Source organism: Lachnoanaerobaculum orale (genome assembly GCF_003862485.1).
In the GTDB taxonomy this organism is placed as follows: Bacteria; Bacillota; Clostridia; order Lachnospirales; family Lachnospiraceae; genus Lachnoanaerobaculum; species Lachnoanaerobaculum orale.
Map to the genome: position 1 here is coordinate 1,838,985 of NZ_RRCM01000001.1, position 15,985 is coordinate 1,854,969.

The 15,985-nt window shown below is 37.7% G+C and carries 17 protein-coding genes and 1 tRNA gene; all 18 read right to left on the reverse strand.

Translation table 11 applies throughout. The annotated features are described in order from the left end of the window. Window positions 1-82: 82 nt before the first annotated feature. Entirely contained in the window at window positions 83-625 is a 543-nt protein-coding gene (locus EHW90_RS08800; protein ID WP_124952405.1) for a folate family ECF transporter S component, read from the reverse strand. Window positions 626-627: 2 nt separating this feature from the next. Beyond that, entirely contained in the window at window positions 628-1,803 is a 1,176-nt protein-coding gene (locus EHW90_RS08805) for an NAD(P)-dependent malic enzyme (RefSeq protein ID WP_124952406.1), read from the reverse strand. 182 nt (window positions 1,804-1,985) lie between these two features. Continuing rightward, window positions 1,986-2,068: transfer RNA gene (locus tag EHW90_RS08810), tRNA-Leu, on the reverse strand. A 132-nt stretch (window positions 2,069-2,200) separates the two neighbouring features. Further along, a complete protein-coding gene (locus tag EHW90_RS08815) occupies window positions 2,201-3,343 on the reverse strand; it encodes a YkvI family membrane protein (protein ID WP_124952407.1) in 1,143 nt (380 codons plus the stop codon). Window positions 3,344-3,354: 11 nt separating this feature from the next. After that, window positions 3,355-4,392: an electron transfer flavoprotein subunit alpha/FixB family protein gene (locus EHW90_RS08820; protein ID WP_034213631.1), complete on the reverse strand. Its 1,038-nt coding sequence runs from the start codon at window positions 4,390-4,392 to the stop codon at window positions 3,355-3,357. Window positions 4,393-4,404: 12 nt separating this feature from the next. Further along, window positions 4,405-5,193 carry an electron transfer flavoprotein subunit beta gene (gene etfB / locus EHW90_RS08825; RefSeq protein ID WP_009445644.1) on the reverse strand — a complete coding sequence of 263 codons (789 nt, stop codon included), beginning with the start codon at window positions 5,191-5,193 and terminating at the stop codon, window positions 4,405-4,407. A 48-nt stretch (window positions 5,194-5,241) separates the two neighbouring features. After that, window positions 5,242-6,378 (reverse strand): putative isocaproyl-CoA dehydrogenase AcdB, encoded by a 1,137-nt coding sequence (acdB, locus tag EHW90_RS08830; protein ID WP_060930109.1) that lies wholly within the window; start codon window positions 6,376-6,378, stop codon window positions 5,242-5,244. Between the two features lie 15 nt (window positions 6,379-6,393). Then, window positions 6,394-7,524, reverse strand: a complete 1,131-nt coding sequence (locus EHW90_RS08835; protein ID WP_124952408.1) for a 2-hydroxyacyl-CoA dehydratase subunit D — start codon at window positions 7,522-7,524, stop codon at window positions 6,394-6,396. Continuing rightward, window positions 7,511-8,752 (reverse strand): (R)-2-hydroxyisocaproyl-CoA dehydratase subunit alpha, encoded by a 1,242-nt coding sequence (hadB, locus tag EHW90_RS08840; protein WP_009663532.1) that lies wholly within the window; start codon window positions 8,750-8,752, stop codon window positions 7,511-7,513. Before hadB ends, EHW90_RS08835 begins: the two co-directional genes overlap by 14 nt. Before the next feature lie 20 nt (window positions 8,753-8,772). After that, on the reverse strand, window positions 8,773-9,549 hold the full coding sequence (locus tag EHW90_RS08845) for an acyl-CoA dehydratase activase (RefSeq protein ID WP_009663507.1): 777 nt from the start codon (window positions 9,547-9,549) through the stop codon (window positions 8,773-8,775). A 22-nt stretch (window positions 9,550-9,571) separates the two neighbouring features. Beyond that, window positions 9,572-10,780: a CaiB/BaiF CoA transferase family protein gene (locus EHW90_RS08850; RefSeq protein ID WP_124952409.1), complete on the reverse strand. Its 1,209-nt coding sequence runs from the start codon at window positions 10,778-10,780 to the stop codon at window positions 9,572-9,574. A 385-nt stretch (window positions 10,781-11,165) separates the two neighbouring features. Next, complete coding sequence (locus EHW90_RS08855; protein WP_040458130.1) at window positions 11,166-12,119, reverse strand: L-lactate dehydrogenase; 954 nt, start codon at window positions 12,117-12,119, stop codon at window positions 11,166-11,168. Further along, window positions 12,109-12,864: a 23S rRNA (guanosine(2251)-2'-O)-methyltransferase RlmB gene (gene rlmB / locus EHW90_RS08860; RefSeq protein WP_124952410.1), complete on the reverse strand. Its 756-nt coding sequence runs from the start codon at window positions 12,862-12,864 to the stop codon at window positions 12,109-12,111. Before rlmB ends, EHW90_RS08855 begins: the two co-directional genes overlap by 11 nt. Beyond that, a complete protein-coding gene (locus EHW90_RS08865) occupies window positions 12,861-13,310 on the reverse strand; it encodes a Mini-ribonuclease 3 (RefSeq protein WP_124952411.1) in 450 nt (149 codons plus the stop codon). Before EHW90_RS08865 ends, rlmB begins: the two co-directional genes overlap by 4 nt. Then, window positions 13,295-14,704: a cysteine--tRNA ligase gene (cysS, locus tag EHW90_RS08870; protein WP_124952412.1), complete on the reverse strand. Its 1,410-nt coding sequence runs from the start codon at window positions 14,702-14,704 to the stop codon at window positions 13,295-13,297. Before cysS ends, EHW90_RS08865 begins: the two co-directional genes overlap by 16 nt. 14 nt (window positions 14,705-14,718) lie before the next feature. Continuing rightward, window positions 14,719-15,258 carry a 2-C-methyl-D-erythritol 2,4-cyclodiphosphate synthase gene (gene ispF, locus EHW90_RS08875; protein ID WP_124952413.1) on the reverse strand — a complete coding sequence of 180 codons (540 nt, stop codon included), beginning with the start codon at window positions 15,256-15,258 and terminating at the stop codon, window positions 14,719-14,721. A gap of 91 nt (window positions 15,259-15,349) precedes the next feature. After that, window positions 15,350-15,592, reverse strand: a complete 243-nt coding sequence (locus tag EHW90_RS08880; RefSeq protein WP_040457813.1) for an HPr family phosphocarrier protein — start codon at window positions 15,590-15,592, stop codon at window positions 15,350-15,352. A gap of 101 nt (window positions 15,593-15,693) precedes the next feature. Then, window positions 15,694-15,960 (reverse strand): HPr family phosphocarrier protein, encoded by a 267-nt coding sequence (locus EHW90_RS08885; RefSeq protein WP_009444566.1) that lies wholly within the window; start codon window positions 15,958-15,960, stop codon window positions 15,694-15,696. Window positions 15,961-15,985 lie beyond the last annotated feature (25 nt).

Genomic DNA, 15,985 nt, shown 5'->3' on the forward strand with positions numbered 1-15,985 from the left:
GCAACCTATGCTTCTTAGCTATCAATGTCACAGCTGTTCTAGGATAGCACAGATTGAATCTGATTGCAAGCACTTTTTTATTTTATTTTATTTTTTGTTTGTACTGCTCCAAAAACTTCAGTATAGCATATGCCATAAAGCTGTTTATAGGCAGAAGAATTATATTCTTCAAAGCTCTCATAGGTAAAATGGCAAGAAAAGCCTTTCCGTATAAAACATTCAGCCAAAGTGTGCCAAGTAAGATATTGCAAAACAGACTTACAAAAAACTCTGCAATAAAAATCCTCTTTATATCCACTTGCTTCTTATATAATATACTTCCGTAAATGAATCCTGCAATAATCGCATTTAAAGTAAATCCCGGAAAGAAAGGTCCTGTAGGCTTAATCGCATACTTTACAACATCTGTTATCGCTCCAAAAACCGAACCTACAATAGGTCCGAACAAATATCCAACACTTACAGTAGTCAAAGATGAGAAACCGATCTTTAAAAAATTGCCGATAGGGACTGTAAAAGCCCCCAATATAATCGACAACGCCACAAACATAGCTACTGTTGTAATAGTTCTTACCTTCTTAAGTTCCCTATACGAGAACAAAAATATATCTTTAATATCCGTCATAATCACTTCCTAACACATCCGCTCTCTTTAGCCGCCTTAGCTACAGCATCCGCTACAGATTTTGCCACATTCTTATCAAGTGCGGAAGGTATAATATTTTGTGCATTCAAATCTTCAGGCTTTATATACTCCGCAATAGCCTTTGCCGCAGCCTTTTTCATATCATAATTTATATCTCTTGCACCCGCATCCAGCGCACCTCTGAATATTCCCGGGAATACCAGTACATTATTTATCTGATTCGGTCTGTCACTTCTTCCCGTGCCCATTACAGCCACACCGGCTTCCATAGCGTCGTCATATGAGATCTCAGGATTCGGATTTGCCATGGCAAAGACTATCGGCTTGTCAGCCATTGTCTTTATCATATCTTTTGTGAGGATATTTGCTACAGAAACTCCTATAAACACATCCGCACCTACAAGAGCATCTGATAAGCTTCCTCTCATATCGTTAAGATTGGTAACCGTACACAGCCATTCCTTATGATCTTTTATACCCTGCGGTCTGGTTTTATACAGTATACCGAACTCATCACAGGCCGTTATATCCTTGACACCCGATTCCAAAAGCATTTTGATAATAGCCGTACCGGCGCTTCCCGGTCCGTTCAAGACCACCTTTATATCGGACATTTCCTTTTTTACAAGCTTAAGCGCATTGATAAGTGCCGCTGTAACAACTATTGCGGTACCGTGCTGGTCATCATGAAATACAGGTATTTCAAGCTCTTTCTCAAGTCTTTCTTCTATTTCAAAGCATTTCGGCGAGGCAATATCTTCCAAGTTTATTCCACCGAAGCATGGCGCAATATTCTTTACAGTTTTTATTATCTCCTCAGTATCCTTTGCATCAAGGCATATAGGAAAAGCGTCAACATCTCCAAACTCTTTAAAAAGTATTGCCTTACCCTCCATTACAGGCATTGCAGCTTTCGGTCCTATATCTCCAAGTCCAAGCACAGCCGTTCCGTCTGAAACTACCGCCACAAGATTTTTCTTTGCCGTATACTTCCATACATTTTCAGGATCCTTTGCAATCTCTCTGCAAGGCTCGGCTACACCCGGAGTGTATGCCGTACTGAGATCATCTCTGGTATTTATTTTTATTTTACTTACAACGGCAACCTTACCGCCATTTTTCTCGTGTAATTTTAATGCTTCTTTACTATAATCCATATCTCCACCTTATATGATTTCTATAAAATATTTGAATGTATTCTAGCATAAAAAAATTCACTTTTCCATTTTATAGAAGTATTTTTAAAACTTTCTATGCTATGTCTAATTTTACATCTCAATATCCGATTTGATACTATATTTTTGCATTAAAAAAGCTGTATGAAAATCATACAGCTAACTGCCGGTGGCGAGACTCGAACTCGCACACCCTTTCGAATAACAGATTTTGAGTCTGTCGCGTCTGCCATTCCGCCACACCGGCTCACTACCTAACAATATTAACATAGGAAGCCACTAAATGCAAGCAGTTTTTTATTATAAAGCAAGCTAAACTCAAACATTCCACAACTCAGGTTTACCATATCACATATACAATAAACCTGAGTGATAAAATTTACTCTACTTCAGGATGTTCCTTTTTAAACTTTGCGTTCTTTATAGGAGCCACAACTGCCAATGGGATTACAAGCAAAAATACACAAACTCTACCTATCCATCCGTAACCTACAGCTATAAGCTTTGTAAGTCCTGCAAATGACAACAATGTAGCTATCACAATTGAAATGAGTGATATAATTATTCTTCTTTGCTCAATATTTAATGATTTAAATCCAACTTTCTCAAATCTTGTTACAAGTCCAAATACTACTCCTACACCTGTTGATACAAACGCACAGAATAGAATCAAAGAATATGCATATAACAAAATAGGTGCATTTATAAATTTAGCAATATTAAATATAGGAAGGCTCATTCCATCTTCCAGCTGTGTAAGTGAATTCATATTACCTAATATCATTATGGCACACAACGCAGTCATAAGACCGTTTATAATAGTTCCAATCACAGCAAATCCCATACATTTTTTTGTAGTATTCAATAACTGTGATGTACTTATGATTGATGCAACAACTAAACTTTGAAAACCGGCATAAAGCAGACCATTCCATATTGCTGTTGTAAAAGAGCCTTCTATATGCCTTGTTGCAATCACCTCTTTTACTCCCGAATGTCCCATAGTCAATCCCGGTATTAAAAGAGCAATCAAACAAACCAAAATCATAATTGTTATAATAGTAGAAGCTTTTCTAACAAGTCCTGCTCCAAATATAGTCAGAACAAAGAATATCGCTCCTGTTATTATACAACCGATGTAAAAGTTCAATCCCCAAAGGCTTGCAAACAACTTTCCTCCACCTGCAATTGCAATACCGGCACCTACTACAACCAATACGAAGAAAGCAATATCAAAAAACAATTTACCTGCAGATGAAAATGGAGCATACAAGTGATGTGCTAATTCATCATAACGGAAAGCTTTGTGATTCTTAGCCATTACTGCACCATTATAATAACACCACCCCAAAAGTATTATTACCAATGCAGGCATAAACAGGGCGGTAAATCTATACTTTACAAAATACTGTACCGTTTGATTACCTGTTGCAAATCCACCACCTACATGTGTGCCAAACCAAACCGCCGCAACTGAAAACATTGCCCCTAAAGCCGATTTTTGAGAAGTATTCTTATCCATATACTTCCTCCTTAACCTTTATTAAATAATTCTTCTAAACGAGCACCATCTTTTAAAAGCTCTATTAGTTGTGGGACTACTTCATATATATCTCCTACAATACCATAATCAGCTACATCAAATATAGGTGCGTTGGGATTTGTATTAATAGCAACAATAATTCCCGAATCCTGCATACCGGCCAAATGCTGTATAGCACCTGAAATACCACATGCAATATACACTTTTGGACGTACAGTTGTTCCTGTTTGCCCAACTTGTCTTGATCTGTCAATCCATCCGGCGTCAACTGTAGCTCTTGAAGCACCAATAGTGCCTCCTAAAATATCTGCAAGTTCCTTTAATAGTTTGAAACCGTCCGCATTTTTGATTCCCATTCCACCTGACACTATAATATCCGCATCAGTTAAAGGAATCATATCCTTTTTTATTTTTATTATATCTAATACTTCTGTTCTTATATCATCCTCGGATAAATCGACCTTTACGTCAATGATGTCTCCTGTTTTTGATGTATCTTTTATAGCCTTATCCATAACTCCCGGACGGACTGTACACATTTGAGGTCTTGTTTCAGGACAGATAATAGTCGCCATCAAATTACCGCCAAATGCAGGTCTTGTCTGCAAAAGCTTTCCATCTTCTTCATCTATTTCAAGCTTTGTACAATCTGCAGTAAGTCCTGTGTTGAGTTTTGAAGCAATTCTTGGTGCCAAATCTCTACCTATATGGGTGGCTCCAATAAGAATTATCTCAGGCTTATACTCTTCTACTGCCTTTTCCAACACCTTTGCATACCCGTCTGTAGTATAATTATGTAATAACTTGTTATTCACATAATATACCTTATCAGCACCGTGCTGTATAAGCTCAGGTATCAAATCATCAACATTATCTCCTGCAAGAAATGCACATAGTTCAACGCCAATCTTACTTGCAAGTTTCTTTCCTTCTCCCAAAAGTTCAATAACTACAGGTGTAAGTACTCCCTGACGCTGTTCGGCAAATACCCACACTCCTTTAAATGATTTTATATCTCTGTTATCCATGCTTTCCTCCTATCAGATAATGTGATGATGTTTAAACTTGACAGCCAATTGTTCAACCATATCTTTTACGCTTCCTTCAAGCATAACAGAATTTCCCTTAGCCGGTGGAGTAAAGGATTTATATACTCTTGTAGGAGAAGCCTTAAGACCTACATCTGTTGGTGATACATCCAAATCGTTAATATTCCAACGTGTTATATCCATCTTCATAGCTTCAAATATTCTATCAACACTCATATATCTTGGACTGTTTAGTTCTTTAACAGCAGTTAACATAGCCGGTGACTTTACTTTTATTACTTCATATCCATCTTCCAACTGTCTTTGTACCGTTACAGTGTTATCGTCATTTAATACAATATCCTGCACATATGTTATCTGTGGAATTCCAAGTTTTTCTGCTGTCTGTGGCCCTACTTGAGCTGTATCTCCATCTATTGCCTGTCTTCCACCAAATATAAAATCATAATCTTTCAACTTGCGACACGCCGATGCCAATGCATTTGATGTAGCCCATGTATCTGATCCGCCGAATGCTCTGTCTGAAATCAAATATGCTTCATCCGCACCCATAGCCAAGCACTCTCTAAGCATGTTTTCAGCCTGTGGCGGTCCCATAGAAATGACACTTACTATTGTATCAGGTAACTTATCTTTTATTGTTAATGCTGCCTCCAAGGCATTTGCATCATCCGGGTTTAAAATACTAGGTACACCATCTCTTATAAGCGTATTTGTTTTAGGATCTATACGCACTTCTGTAGTATCAGGTACCTGTTTTGCACATACTATAATTCTCAAAATAAATCCTCCATGTTAATTAAAATAAACTATAAGCTTGTTATTTTATCACTTTTTTATCACATGGCCTGCAATAACCATTTGTTGTACCTGTGATGTTCCTTCATAAATTGACAAAATCCTTGCATCTCTATATATTCTCTCAATAGGATAATCCTTGATATATCCGTATCCTCCATGGAGTTGTAGTGCTTTATATGCAACCTCGTTTGCAGTTTCTGCTGCATAATATTTTGCCATAGCTGACTCAAGTCCCGGTACTCCGCCACTATCTTTTTTCATAGCTGCATCATACACAAGCAATCTTGCAGCCTGAACCTTTGTAGCCATATCTGCAATGGTAAACTGCGTATTTTGGAATTTTGCTAAAGGTCTATTAAACTGAATTCTTTCTTGAGTGTACTTTATCGCTTCATCTAATGCTCCTTGTGCAACTCCAAGGGCCTGTGCAGCGACTCCAATTCGTCCGTAATCCAATGTGTTCAGCATTATCTTAAAACCACGACCTTCTCCTCCAAGTAAATTAGACTTAGGCACCTTTACTTTATCTAATATAATATCTGAAGTCTCTGTACCACGAATTCCCATCTTATCTTCATGTGCACCGACTGAAAAACCATCCCATTTAGATTCAACTATAAAAGTACTTATTCCCTTAGTTCCCTTACTTTTATCCGTCATTGCTGAAATTATTGCAAAATCACAAATAGGAGCGTTAGTTATAAAACATTTTCTTCCGCTTAATTCGTAATATTCACCCTTATCAATAGCAATTGTTTGTCCTGCTCCTGCATCTGATCCTGCTCCCGGTTCCGTTAGTCCAAAACTTCCAACATATTTTCCTTCTGCAAGCGGTCTTAAATACTTCTCTTTTTGTTCAGGTGTTCCAAAGTTTACCAAAGGGAGTGCAACCAGAGATGACCCTGCTGTAATGTATGTACCGGTAGATGCACATCTTCTACTGATTTCTTCCATAATTATGGCATAAGAAACATAATCTGCTCCTGCACCACCATATTCCTTTGGAATTATTGATGAAATAAACTTATACTTTACCAGTTTATCAATAACTTCCTCCGGGATTTTCCCGGTTTTATCAACCTCATCAGGATAAGTAGACATCTCTCTTTCTACAAAATCTCTGATAGTTTTTCTTAGCAATTCGTGTTCTTTTTTTAAAATCATATTACCCCCGCTTTTTTAAAGCATTTCAGCAAATGTTTGTAATCTTGTCCTTATTTGTTCAATGCTACCCGACTCCTGATCAATTTCAATTGTAACAGCCTTTAATCCTGCATCATGAATATCGTCCAACAAAATAGGAGCATCATACTCTTCTGTATCACAGAATTTTAAAAGTGCAAATACAACACCTTCCGCATCTCTATCTTTTGCAAGCTTAGCAACCATCTTTCCTCTAATTCTAAAAGGATCATAGGCGAAAGAGCATCCTTCTATTTCTGACCACTGTGTTGCAATGCTTAAGAGTGCATTTTCTTTTCTTGGTACATCGGTTCTGAACTGTCTTGTTTCATGAGCAATATCATCACCAACAATCCTTAACGCGTTAGACTCCATAATTTCAAGAATTTCTTTGGAATCCAGAATGAATCCAGTTGTTATTATCTTGTGACCGTCATACTTTTCTTCAGGTAATTTTTTTAACTCATCATTAATGAGCTTTACCTTTTGTGTATGTTCTTCCTTTAACATGAAGTAAGCTGACTTTATTATATGGCTTCTTTGTACATTATTTATAGAATTAGGATGTGTTGCTGCCAACTCAACAAACTCTCTCATAGTCTTTCTATGCTCATTGTAAATATCTATACTGTTAAAAATTGCTTCCTCAGATATTTCTTTTCCACAGACCTTCTCTAATTCTTTTTTTACGTTCTCAAGTTCAGAAACAAGATACTTTACACCTGCAGATAATTTTCTATTCTGTGGGTATACAAGTGTAATAAAAGGAATATCCTTAACAGCAGCTTTCCAGTTTTGTCCCAAACAAATCAATGTATCATCCATACCGGGAATTATAGCTGCGGACAATTGATTATATGTGCCTTTTAATGCTAATTCCATACAAGTAAACACTACAGAATTGCAGAATGCAGGAAAATATTGTTTGGCCAGATCTAATGTAACATTTTGCCCACCCCAAATGCCTACCGGCAACATACCTGCTGCATGAACCAGCTCTTCAGGTGTGTATACAGGTGCAACTCCAACTGCTTTGCTTCCTGTTTTACTCAAATAATCAGCAACCGCTTCTCTTGGATTTTCAGCAATATGTTCCAATTCACTTATTAATTTATCAATTGTTGTCATCTGCCTTACCTCCATTTTCTTTTTGATGTTCCATGACTTCTACTAAACCTTGAAGTCTGGTCTCAAATTGTGCGTCTGAAAAAGCTCTCGGATCGGCTTGGTCTCCATCGAATGAAGCATATGGTAAACCTGTTTTTTCATGTACTTCTCTAGCCATTTGATATTGTATAAAGCTCATAAGCTTACAGCTACGATTCATGTGGTAGAATACTCCCTCACAGTTTCCGTCTTTAAGAGCGTTTACTCTGTAGTCTGTCATCTTATTCAAATCAACATTGTTGAACATACTACAGTATGCTCTTGCTAATCCGTCAAGATCATTCTTCTCATATACTAAAGCCCATGCATGAGGATAAACACTTCCTGTCATGTTTACACCATATTTTCCAAAAGACTTCATCTTGTATCCGATATATGGCCAACAAGGTATTCCTTCCATCATTATCCTGTACTTTTCTTCACATCTGTTAGAAGTTGTACCGTTCTTTATATGTTCCTTAAGTTCCGAAATAAGTAGCTTAAAGGCCTCTGTAGTTTCTTTCTTACCTCTATAACAAACTATAACTGCCATATATGAAAATAAGTCGAACCCATTCATTGGAGCAGGATATACATCTTTTGATAATGACATTGACTCTTTCCATAGCTTTCCGTTTTCGGATGAAATAGCCATAACTTCTTCTAATTTTTTAGGATCGAACTTCTTTCCTGAAATTTTTTCCAATTGATTTGCAGCTTCTTTAAATTGCTCTACAAAATAGTCAATACGACTCTGACTAACTTCACCTGAATTATTATATGCTGCATCAATCATTATTAAAGGTATATTAAGTTCTCTTGCAAGACTCTCATACCATTTTATAACTTCATTACAAATATTATTGCAACAACACACAAAATCCGGCTTAGGCATATTAAGATTTTCAGATCCGCCGTTTTCAAGTAATCCAAAATTTGTTCTTGCATATGCACATAAATCAATAGAATATCCTCTTGATTCAGCCTTTTCCTGTAATGACAATGATTCCTTCTTAGCTGCCACACCGGCCGCCTGGTTTTCCGGATATAATAAAGGTAATCCAAAACACTCTACAATTTCCTGTGGAAATACAGATGTAGACCAACCTACCGGAATTCCTTTTTCTTTAGCCTCCCACGCCTCTTTGTAAGACTTGGCTAAAAGACCGTTAATCATCTTCATCGCAGTGATTTTATTTTCTTCTGCCATTTTTCCTCCTTTACTTATTATCACTTATTCAATGCTTCGAATGCGAAAAGGGCTGCACCTAAAGCTCCTGTCAACTGAGCGAGTTTAGGAACTTCTATATTCTTTCCAAGTGCATCTTCCATAGCCTTCACGACACCTATGTTTTTTGCCACTCCACCAACCATGACAACTTTATCCTTTATACCAACTCTTTTCGCAAGTGCTGCCACTCTACCTGCTACAGAAATATGGATTCCGGCTATTATATCTTCTTTATTAACACCTGCAGACAAATGTGAAATAACTTCCGACTCTGCAAATACTGTACATGTACTGCTTATATTAACAGGTGATTTTGACATCATTGAAATTTCACCCAACATTGAAACCTCTGTTTCCAATACTCCTGCCATAACATCTAAGAACCTGCCTGTACCTGCTGCACATTTATCATTCATGACAAAATTAGATAAATTTCCATTCTTATCTAATAAAAGTGCCTTTATATCCTGTCCACCAATATCAATAACTGTTCCCACATCCGGAACAAGAAAATGTACTCCTTTAGCATGACAACTCAACTCACTAATCTGCTTTTTTGCTCCCTGATATGTCATTCTTCCATAACCGGTTACAACAACAGCCTCCATATCACTTTCTAAAAGATTACTTTCCGTTAACAATTTTTCCTTTACACGTTCCGGTCCACTGGTGCCTGTGCCTGAGGTAATAATTGCCGTACAAACGATTTCTTTACCATCCTTTAGCACAACTCCCTTTGACGCAGTAGAGCCGAAATCCAATCCCATTGTATACACTTTTCTACCTCATTAATTATGATTAATTTATAACTTTGTTTTCTCTGAGTTTGCTAAGCTCATCATCACTGTATCCTGCCTCTTTTAATACTTCTACTGTATGTTCTCCAAGTAAAGGTGAAAGCTTGTACTCTTCCTTTTCTCTCTTTGGGAATTGTACAGGATTTGTGAACATAGTTCTTTCATTTCCATTTCTGTATTTTATTTTAATCAAGAAGTCATTATCCCAACACTGCATATCATTTGCAATATCAACAGGAGTCTGTAACTTTTCAAATGGAATACCTGCTTTTTGTAATCTCTCACACCATTCATTTATAGGACGTTTTGCAAATTCAACTTCCATCATATCTACAAATTCTTCAATATAATTTACAACACTTTTCATTGTGCTATATTTAGAATCCTTCAAATCCGGACGTTCTATTACTATATCGCAAAATCCCGGGAACCACTTGTCGTATTGGAAAAACGCTAATTGCAACCAATTTCCATCAGAACACTTATATGTAGTATTAAGTGGATTTGGAGGATTCTTACGTGTTATCGGCATATTATATCCATACTGCGCCGCATTAACATATAAGCCTAATCCAAATACAGCTGTATGGAATAAAGACACTGTTACTTTTTCGCCTTCTCCTGTCTGACCTTTATTATACAGAGCAGCCAGTATACCTGCTGTAAGGTTCATTCCGGCATAATGATCGCCTAATGCCGCCGCTGAATTACATGGAGATGTATCCTTCTCCATAAGACTTGCTGCTACTCCACCTCTTGCAAAATATGCAGTATAATCAAATGCCGGATTATCCTTTGCAGGACCTTTTTCACCATATCCCAACAAATGAGCATATATAATATGCGGGAGTCTCTTGTGAATACTTTCATAATCTAAACCGCTCTTAACCAAAGCCTTTTCTCTAGTATTAGTCAAAAAAATATCAGCAGATTCAAGTAGCTTGAATATTATCTCGACTCCCTCAGGTGTTCCTGTGTCAACTACAATACCCTTCTTTCCGGAGTTTTCCATCTCAAATAGTGGACATTCATCTTCTCCGGTAGGAAAATTCCATTGCATTCCTACGGCTCTAGTCATATCTCCAAATGCAGGTTCAATTTTTATTACTTCTGCACCCCAATCTGCTAAAACTCTACCGCTTATAGGTGCTGCAACAAAATTCGCATATTCGATGACTCGTATGCCTTCTAACAACTTCCTTTTACCCATATTTTATCCCTCCTTATTAAATATGTGAAAAATGTATCTAATTTCATTATGTATAGTTAAATATATATAGTCAAGTGTTATATAAATAAATATAAAATAAAAATAGATATAAACTTTGTATATAAATATTTTTTATATATTATAAAAAGCAACATAATTTTAGATATATTTATAGAAATATAAAATATATGAAGTTGATATTTTTATGAATAATAAATATTATTAATCCTATCGATTATCTACTTATTTGAGTATTGTGAAATTTTATCCAAGATTATTGTATATGATTTTACATACTAAATTTTTTTTATACTAAAAAGACTCCCTCATTGGAAATTCCAACTTCAGGAGCCTTTTATTTAAAAATTACTATATTTTCTGTTTTTTATTTCTCATTCAACTCATCATATGTCTGTCTCAGCTCTTCACATGACTCGGCGAACTTTGCCTTCTCTTCGTCTGTGAGTGATATCTCAAGTATTCTCTGGATACCTGAACTGTTTACTACACATGGCACTCCTACAAAAACATCGTTCTGTCCGTACTCACCGCGCAGGTTAGCCGAAACTGTTATGACCGAGTTCTCGTTTCCAAGGATTGCCTTTGTAATCCTTGTGAGGCTCATACCGATGCCGTAGTATGTTGCTCTTTTAGCTTCAATTATCTTGTAAGCCGCCGTTCTTACCTCTTCCTCGATACGGCTGAGCTCTTCCATCTTAAGCTTACCCTTTGACTCGGCTATGATGTCGTCGATAGGCTTGGTTGCAAGCAACGCATTTGACCAAGGTACAAACTCGGAGTCGCCGTGCTCACCGATAACATAAGCATGTACACTTCTGGGATCCGCCTGTATATAAGAGCCCAAAAGATATTTTAATCTTGCAGAATCCAGTGCGGTACCAGATCCTATTACTCTTCTCGGGTTGAAACCGCTAAGTTTATATGTGATCTCGGTCATTATATCTACAGGGTTTGTAGCTACCAAAAAGATACCGTTGAAGCCGCTCTCTGTGATAGGATCTATTATTGATTTGAAGACCTCCATATTTCTCTTTAGAAGATCTCTTCTGCTTTCACCCGGAGCCTGAGCTACACCTGCACAGATAACCACAATATCCGCATTGTTGCAGTCATTGTAGTCTCCTGCCCATATTCTCATATGTGATCCTGAGAATGCAAGGCCATGGTTAAGGTCCATAGCTTCGCCTTCGGCTCTAAGTCTGTTGACATCTATAAGAACAAGTTCGTCCACTGTATTCTGGTTTAACATGGCATAAGCATAGCTCATACCTACCATACCGCATCCTACCAGTACGACCCTTCTTTTATCACTTCTCATATTTTGCTCCTTTCGCAATCCTCTGTCTGACTATTTCATATGCAAGTACACCGCAGGCTACTGATGCATTCAATGAATCTATGTCTCCCTTCATCGGTATAGAAGCTATGAAATCGCAATTTTTCTTGACGCCTTCGCTTACTCCGTCCCCCTCGTTTCCTATGATGAGGCCTATACTGCCTGTCAAGTCTATATTATACATCTTTTCGCCACCCATGTCAGCACATACGAACCACATTCCTGCATCCTTTAACTCTTTCATGGTCTTGTTGATATTTGTAACCTTGGCCACAGGTGTATAATTGATTGCTCCTGCAGAGGCTCTGGCAACCGCGGCGGTAAGCCCTACGGCTCTGTGCTTCGGAATGATCACACCGTGCGCACCGCAAAGGTTTGCGGTTCTTATGATGGCACCCAGATTGTGCGGATCTTCTATACCGTCCAAAATAAATATAAAAGGCGGCTCACCGTTTTGTCTTGCTTTTTCCAAAATATCTTCCACACTTGCATACTCATATGCGGCAACTATTGCAACGACTCCCTGATGCTTCCCTGTTTCACTCATGCCGTCAAGTCTGTCCTTACTTACAAAGTTTACATATGTACCGTGCTTTTTCGCTTCACGAAGAATGGTTGAAATGGCGTAATCCTTCAGTCCGTCCTGAATATACAGCTTATCAACAGTTTTACCGCTTCTAAAAGCCTCTATTACTACATTTCTACCCTCAACGGCATTCTCATTCATATCTTTACTCCAATATCATTTTTATTCAAATACAGATCAATTCCAAGTTTTACAAGCTCCAACGCCCTGTCACACCTGTTATCCAAGTACAAAAAACCTATAAGTGCTTCAAAGCCTGTAGCATATTTGTAATCGGTCATGCTGGCATTTTTTGCCATAGTATGAGGCGAAGAGTTCCTGCCTCTTTTAAAGACGGTGTACTCTTCCTCACTCAGATTATCACTTATCAGCTTTATAATCTCGGACTGTGCACCGGCCTTGACTAAAGAAGTGGCGTCCTTATTTAACTTGTTTACAGGTCTGTTCCCCATGGAAACCAATATACTTCTTACTATAAGCTCATATACGGCATCGCCTATATAGGCAAGTACCAAAGGCGAAAACTCCGTAGCTTCTTTTCTTTCTATATTAAAGGGCTTTAGAAGATAATCTAAGATCTCTTCCATTTAACACCTTCTCTGGTATCTTCAAGTACAATTCCCTTATCAAGAAGATCATTTCTTATCTTATCAGCAAGTGCAAAGTCCTTATCCTTTCTGGCCTGAGTTCTCTGCTCTATCAGATCCTCTATCTCACTGTCAAGGATTTCAGTTTTTCTTTCCGTGATAATTCCTAGAACATCACAAAGAGGCTCAATTACTTTCAAAAGCCCTTTTGCATACTCTGCGGTTGAAGTTTCATTCAACGTTGTATTTGACAGCTTGATAAGCTCAAATATTGCACTGATGGCATCCGCAGTATTGAAATCATCATCCATTGCAGCTACAAATTTATCCTTAAGCACCTTGGCAATCTCAAGATTTGAAAGCTCCGCATCACTAATCGGTGCCTTATTGTCTCTTTGTATAGCACTCTTTATGTTGTCAACACCTGTAAGTATTCTCTCAAGGCTGTTCTTTGCAGCTTCCATAAGATCTGCTGAGAAATTGAGCGGACTTCTGTAGTGTGCCGAGAGCATAAAGAATCTTAATACCTGAAGATCGTACTTCTCACTGATATCTCTTACCGTAAAGAAGTTTCCTGCAGACTTACTCATCTTTTTATTGTCAATATTTAAGAATGCATTGTGCATCCAATAATTCGCAAAACTCTTACCGCTTGCCGACTCCGACTGGGCTATCTCATTCTCGTGATGAGGGAAGATAAGATCCTCACCGCCACCGTGGATATCTATCTGATCTCCAAGATATTTCTTGCTCATTACCGAACACTCTATATGCCAACCCGGTCTGCCTTTTGACCAAGGTGAATCCCAAAAAGGCTCTCCGTCTTTTTTCGGCTTCCAAAGTACGAAGTCATTGCTGTCTTCCTTGCCGTCTTCTCCTGTCACCTTTATTTCTCTAAAGCCCGACTGAAGCTCGTCTATATTCTTATGTGAAAGTTTTCCGTAGTCTTTAAAGCTCTTTACTCTGAAATAAACCGTACCGTCCTTTGCAACATAGGCGTGACCGCTCTTTATAAGCTCTCCTATCATATCCTCCATTCCGCCTATTTCCTGTGTGGCAAGCGGATTTTTGGTGGCAGGAAGCACATTCATAGCCGCCATATCTTTTTTACATTCATCTATGTATCTTTGTGAAATAACTGCGGCGTCTACGCCCTCTTCGATAGCCTTATTGATTATCTTATCGTCTACGTCTGTAAAGTTTGAAACATAGTTTACTTTATAACCTCTGTACTCAAAATATCTTCTTACAGTATCAAAAAAAATCATAGGTCTGGCATTACCGATATGTATCAAATTATATACTGTAGGTCCGCAGACATACATTCTGACTTTTCCCTCTTCTATAGGTACAAACTCTTCTTTTCTTCTGGAAAGTGTATTAAAAATTTTCATATTTTCCCTTTTTATTATTTATTTTGGCAGCCTCCACAGCTTTCGCAATCTCTGACGGAAGGATTTATATAAAATGCATCTCTGACAGAGTTCAAAAGACAAACGCTATGTGCCGCAATACCGCTTTCATCTCCTGTAAAGCCGAGTCCTTCTTCGGTAGTTGCCTTTATATTTAGCTGATTAGATGAAATGTTTAAAGTATCACATATCACCTCTTTCATCTTTTCAATATATGGTGCAAGCTTCGGCTTTTGAGCTATTACGGTAGCATCTATATTTTCTATTATATATGTGTTCTCGTCAAGTATATTAGCAACTTTTTTCAAAAGTTCTACACTGCTTATTCCTTTATATCTGTCATCACTGTCCGGGAAATGCTTTCCTATATCTCCCAAAGCTGCAGCGCCGAGCAGGCTGTCCATTATTGCATGCAAAAGTACATCCGCATCGGAGTGACCCAAAAGTCCCAAAGAATGTTCTATTTCAACGCCGCCTATTATAAGTTTTCTGCCCTCTACAAGCTTATGTACATCATATCCGTGTCCTATTCTCATATTTACCTTTCATAAAAAAACAGGCAAGTCAAAGACCTGCCTGTAAATACCGGACAAGCCGGTTTCATATCAAATTGTAATCTAAAATTAACTAAGCAATCTTTTCAATACCATTCATATGACTATCTAAGAATGCTTCCAATTCTTCATTCTCGCCGTTATAAGATACTACCAAAACATGTCTAAGATCTAAGCTGAGCACTCCTAAAATTGATTTTGCGTCGATCACTATGCTGTTATCGTACAAATCCACATCAAAATCACATCCTGTAGTGACTTTTACGAAGTTCTTAGCATCTTCAACAGATTTAAGGCGTATTTTTCTTTCCTTCATATCAACACCTCTTTCAAAAACGTAACCCAAACTATCTGAGCTACGATTCCATATTAAAGCACTATGCTTAGTATATGTCAAGTGCGATATGTTAAAATTTTTTATTTTTCTCCAAGTCCCGACTCGATAGCCTCAACTAATGTATTCATTGCCTCTTCTTCGTCTTCACCGTCAACTATCAAGTTTACCTCTGTACCTGACTTGATACCTGCAGCCATAACATTAAGCACACTCTTTGCAACTATCTTCTTCTCGCCATACTCTATAATAATATCTGACTTGAACTTCATTGCAGTCTGTGACAAAACTCCTGCCGGACGAAGGTGCAAACCTGAAGGATTTTTAATAGTAATTTTTCTACTTAACATAAGACTCTTCCTTTCACAATATCGG

What these genes read in the sequence shown, in the direction of transcription:
- EHW90_RS08800 (WP_124952405.1), bottom strand. Translation starts at nt 625, where the DNA reads ATGACGGATATTAAAGATATATTTTTGTTCTCGTATAGGGAACTTAAG.
- EHW90_RS08805 (WP_124952406.1), bottom strand. Translation starts at nt 1,803, where the DNA reads ATGGATTATAGTAAAGAAGCATTAAAATTACACGAGAAAAATGGCGGT.
- EHW90_RS08815 (WP_124952407.1), bottom strand. Translation starts at nt 3,343, where the DNA reads ATGGATAAGAATACTTCTCAAAAATCGGCTTTAGGGGCAATGTTTTCA.
- EHW90_RS08820 (WP_034213631.1), bottom strand. Translation starts at nt 4,392, where the DNA reads ATGGATAACAGAGATATAAAATCATTTAAAGGAGTGTGGGTATTTGCC.
- acdB (WP_060930109.1), bottom strand. Translation starts at nt 6,378, where the DNA reads ATGATTTTAAAAAAAGAACACGAATTGCTAAGAAAAACTATCAGAGAT.
- EHW90_RS08835 (WP_124952408.1), bottom strand. Translation starts at nt 7,524, where the DNA reads ATGACAACAATTGATAAATTAATAAGTGAATTGGAACATATTGCTGAA.
- hadB (WP_009663532.1), bottom strand. Translation starts at nt 8,752, where the DNA reads ATGGCAGAAGAAAATAAAATCACTGCGATGAAGATGATTAACGGTCTT.
- EHW90_RS08850 (WP_124952409.1), bottom strand. Translation starts at nt 10,780, where the DNA reads ATGGGTAAAAGGAAGTTGTTAGAAGGCATACGAGTCATCGAATATGCG.
- EHW90_RS08855 (WP_040458130.1), bottom strand. Translation starts at nt 12,119, where the DNA reads ATGAGAAGTGATAAAAGAAGGGTCGTACTGGTAGGATGCGGTATGGTA.
- rlmB (WP_124952410.1), bottom strand. Translation starts at nt 12,864, where the DNA reads ATGAATGAGAATGCCGTTGAGGGTAGAAATGTAGTAATAGAGGCTTTT.
- EHW90_RS08865 (WP_124952411.1), bottom strand. Translation starts at nt 13,310, where the DNA reads ATGGAAGAGATCTTAGATTATCTTCTAAAGCCCTTTAATATAGAAAGA.
- cysS (WP_124952412.1), bottom strand. Translation starts at nt 14,704, where the DNA reads ATGAAAATTTTTAATACACTTTCCAGAAGAAAAGAAGAGTTTGTACCT.
- ispF (WP_124952413.1), bottom strand. Translation starts at nt 15,258, where the DNA reads ATGAGAATAGGACACGGATATGATGTACATAAGCTTGTAGAGGGCAGA.
- EHW90_RS08880 (WP_040457813.1), bottom strand. Translation starts at nt 15,592, where the DNA reads ATGAAGGAAAGAAAAATACGCCTTAAATCTGTTGAAGATGCTAAGAAC.
- EHW90_RS08885 (WP_009444566.1), bottom strand. Translation starts at nt 15,960, where the DNA reads ATGTTAAGTAGAAAAATTACTATTAAAAATCCTTCAGGTTTGCACCTT.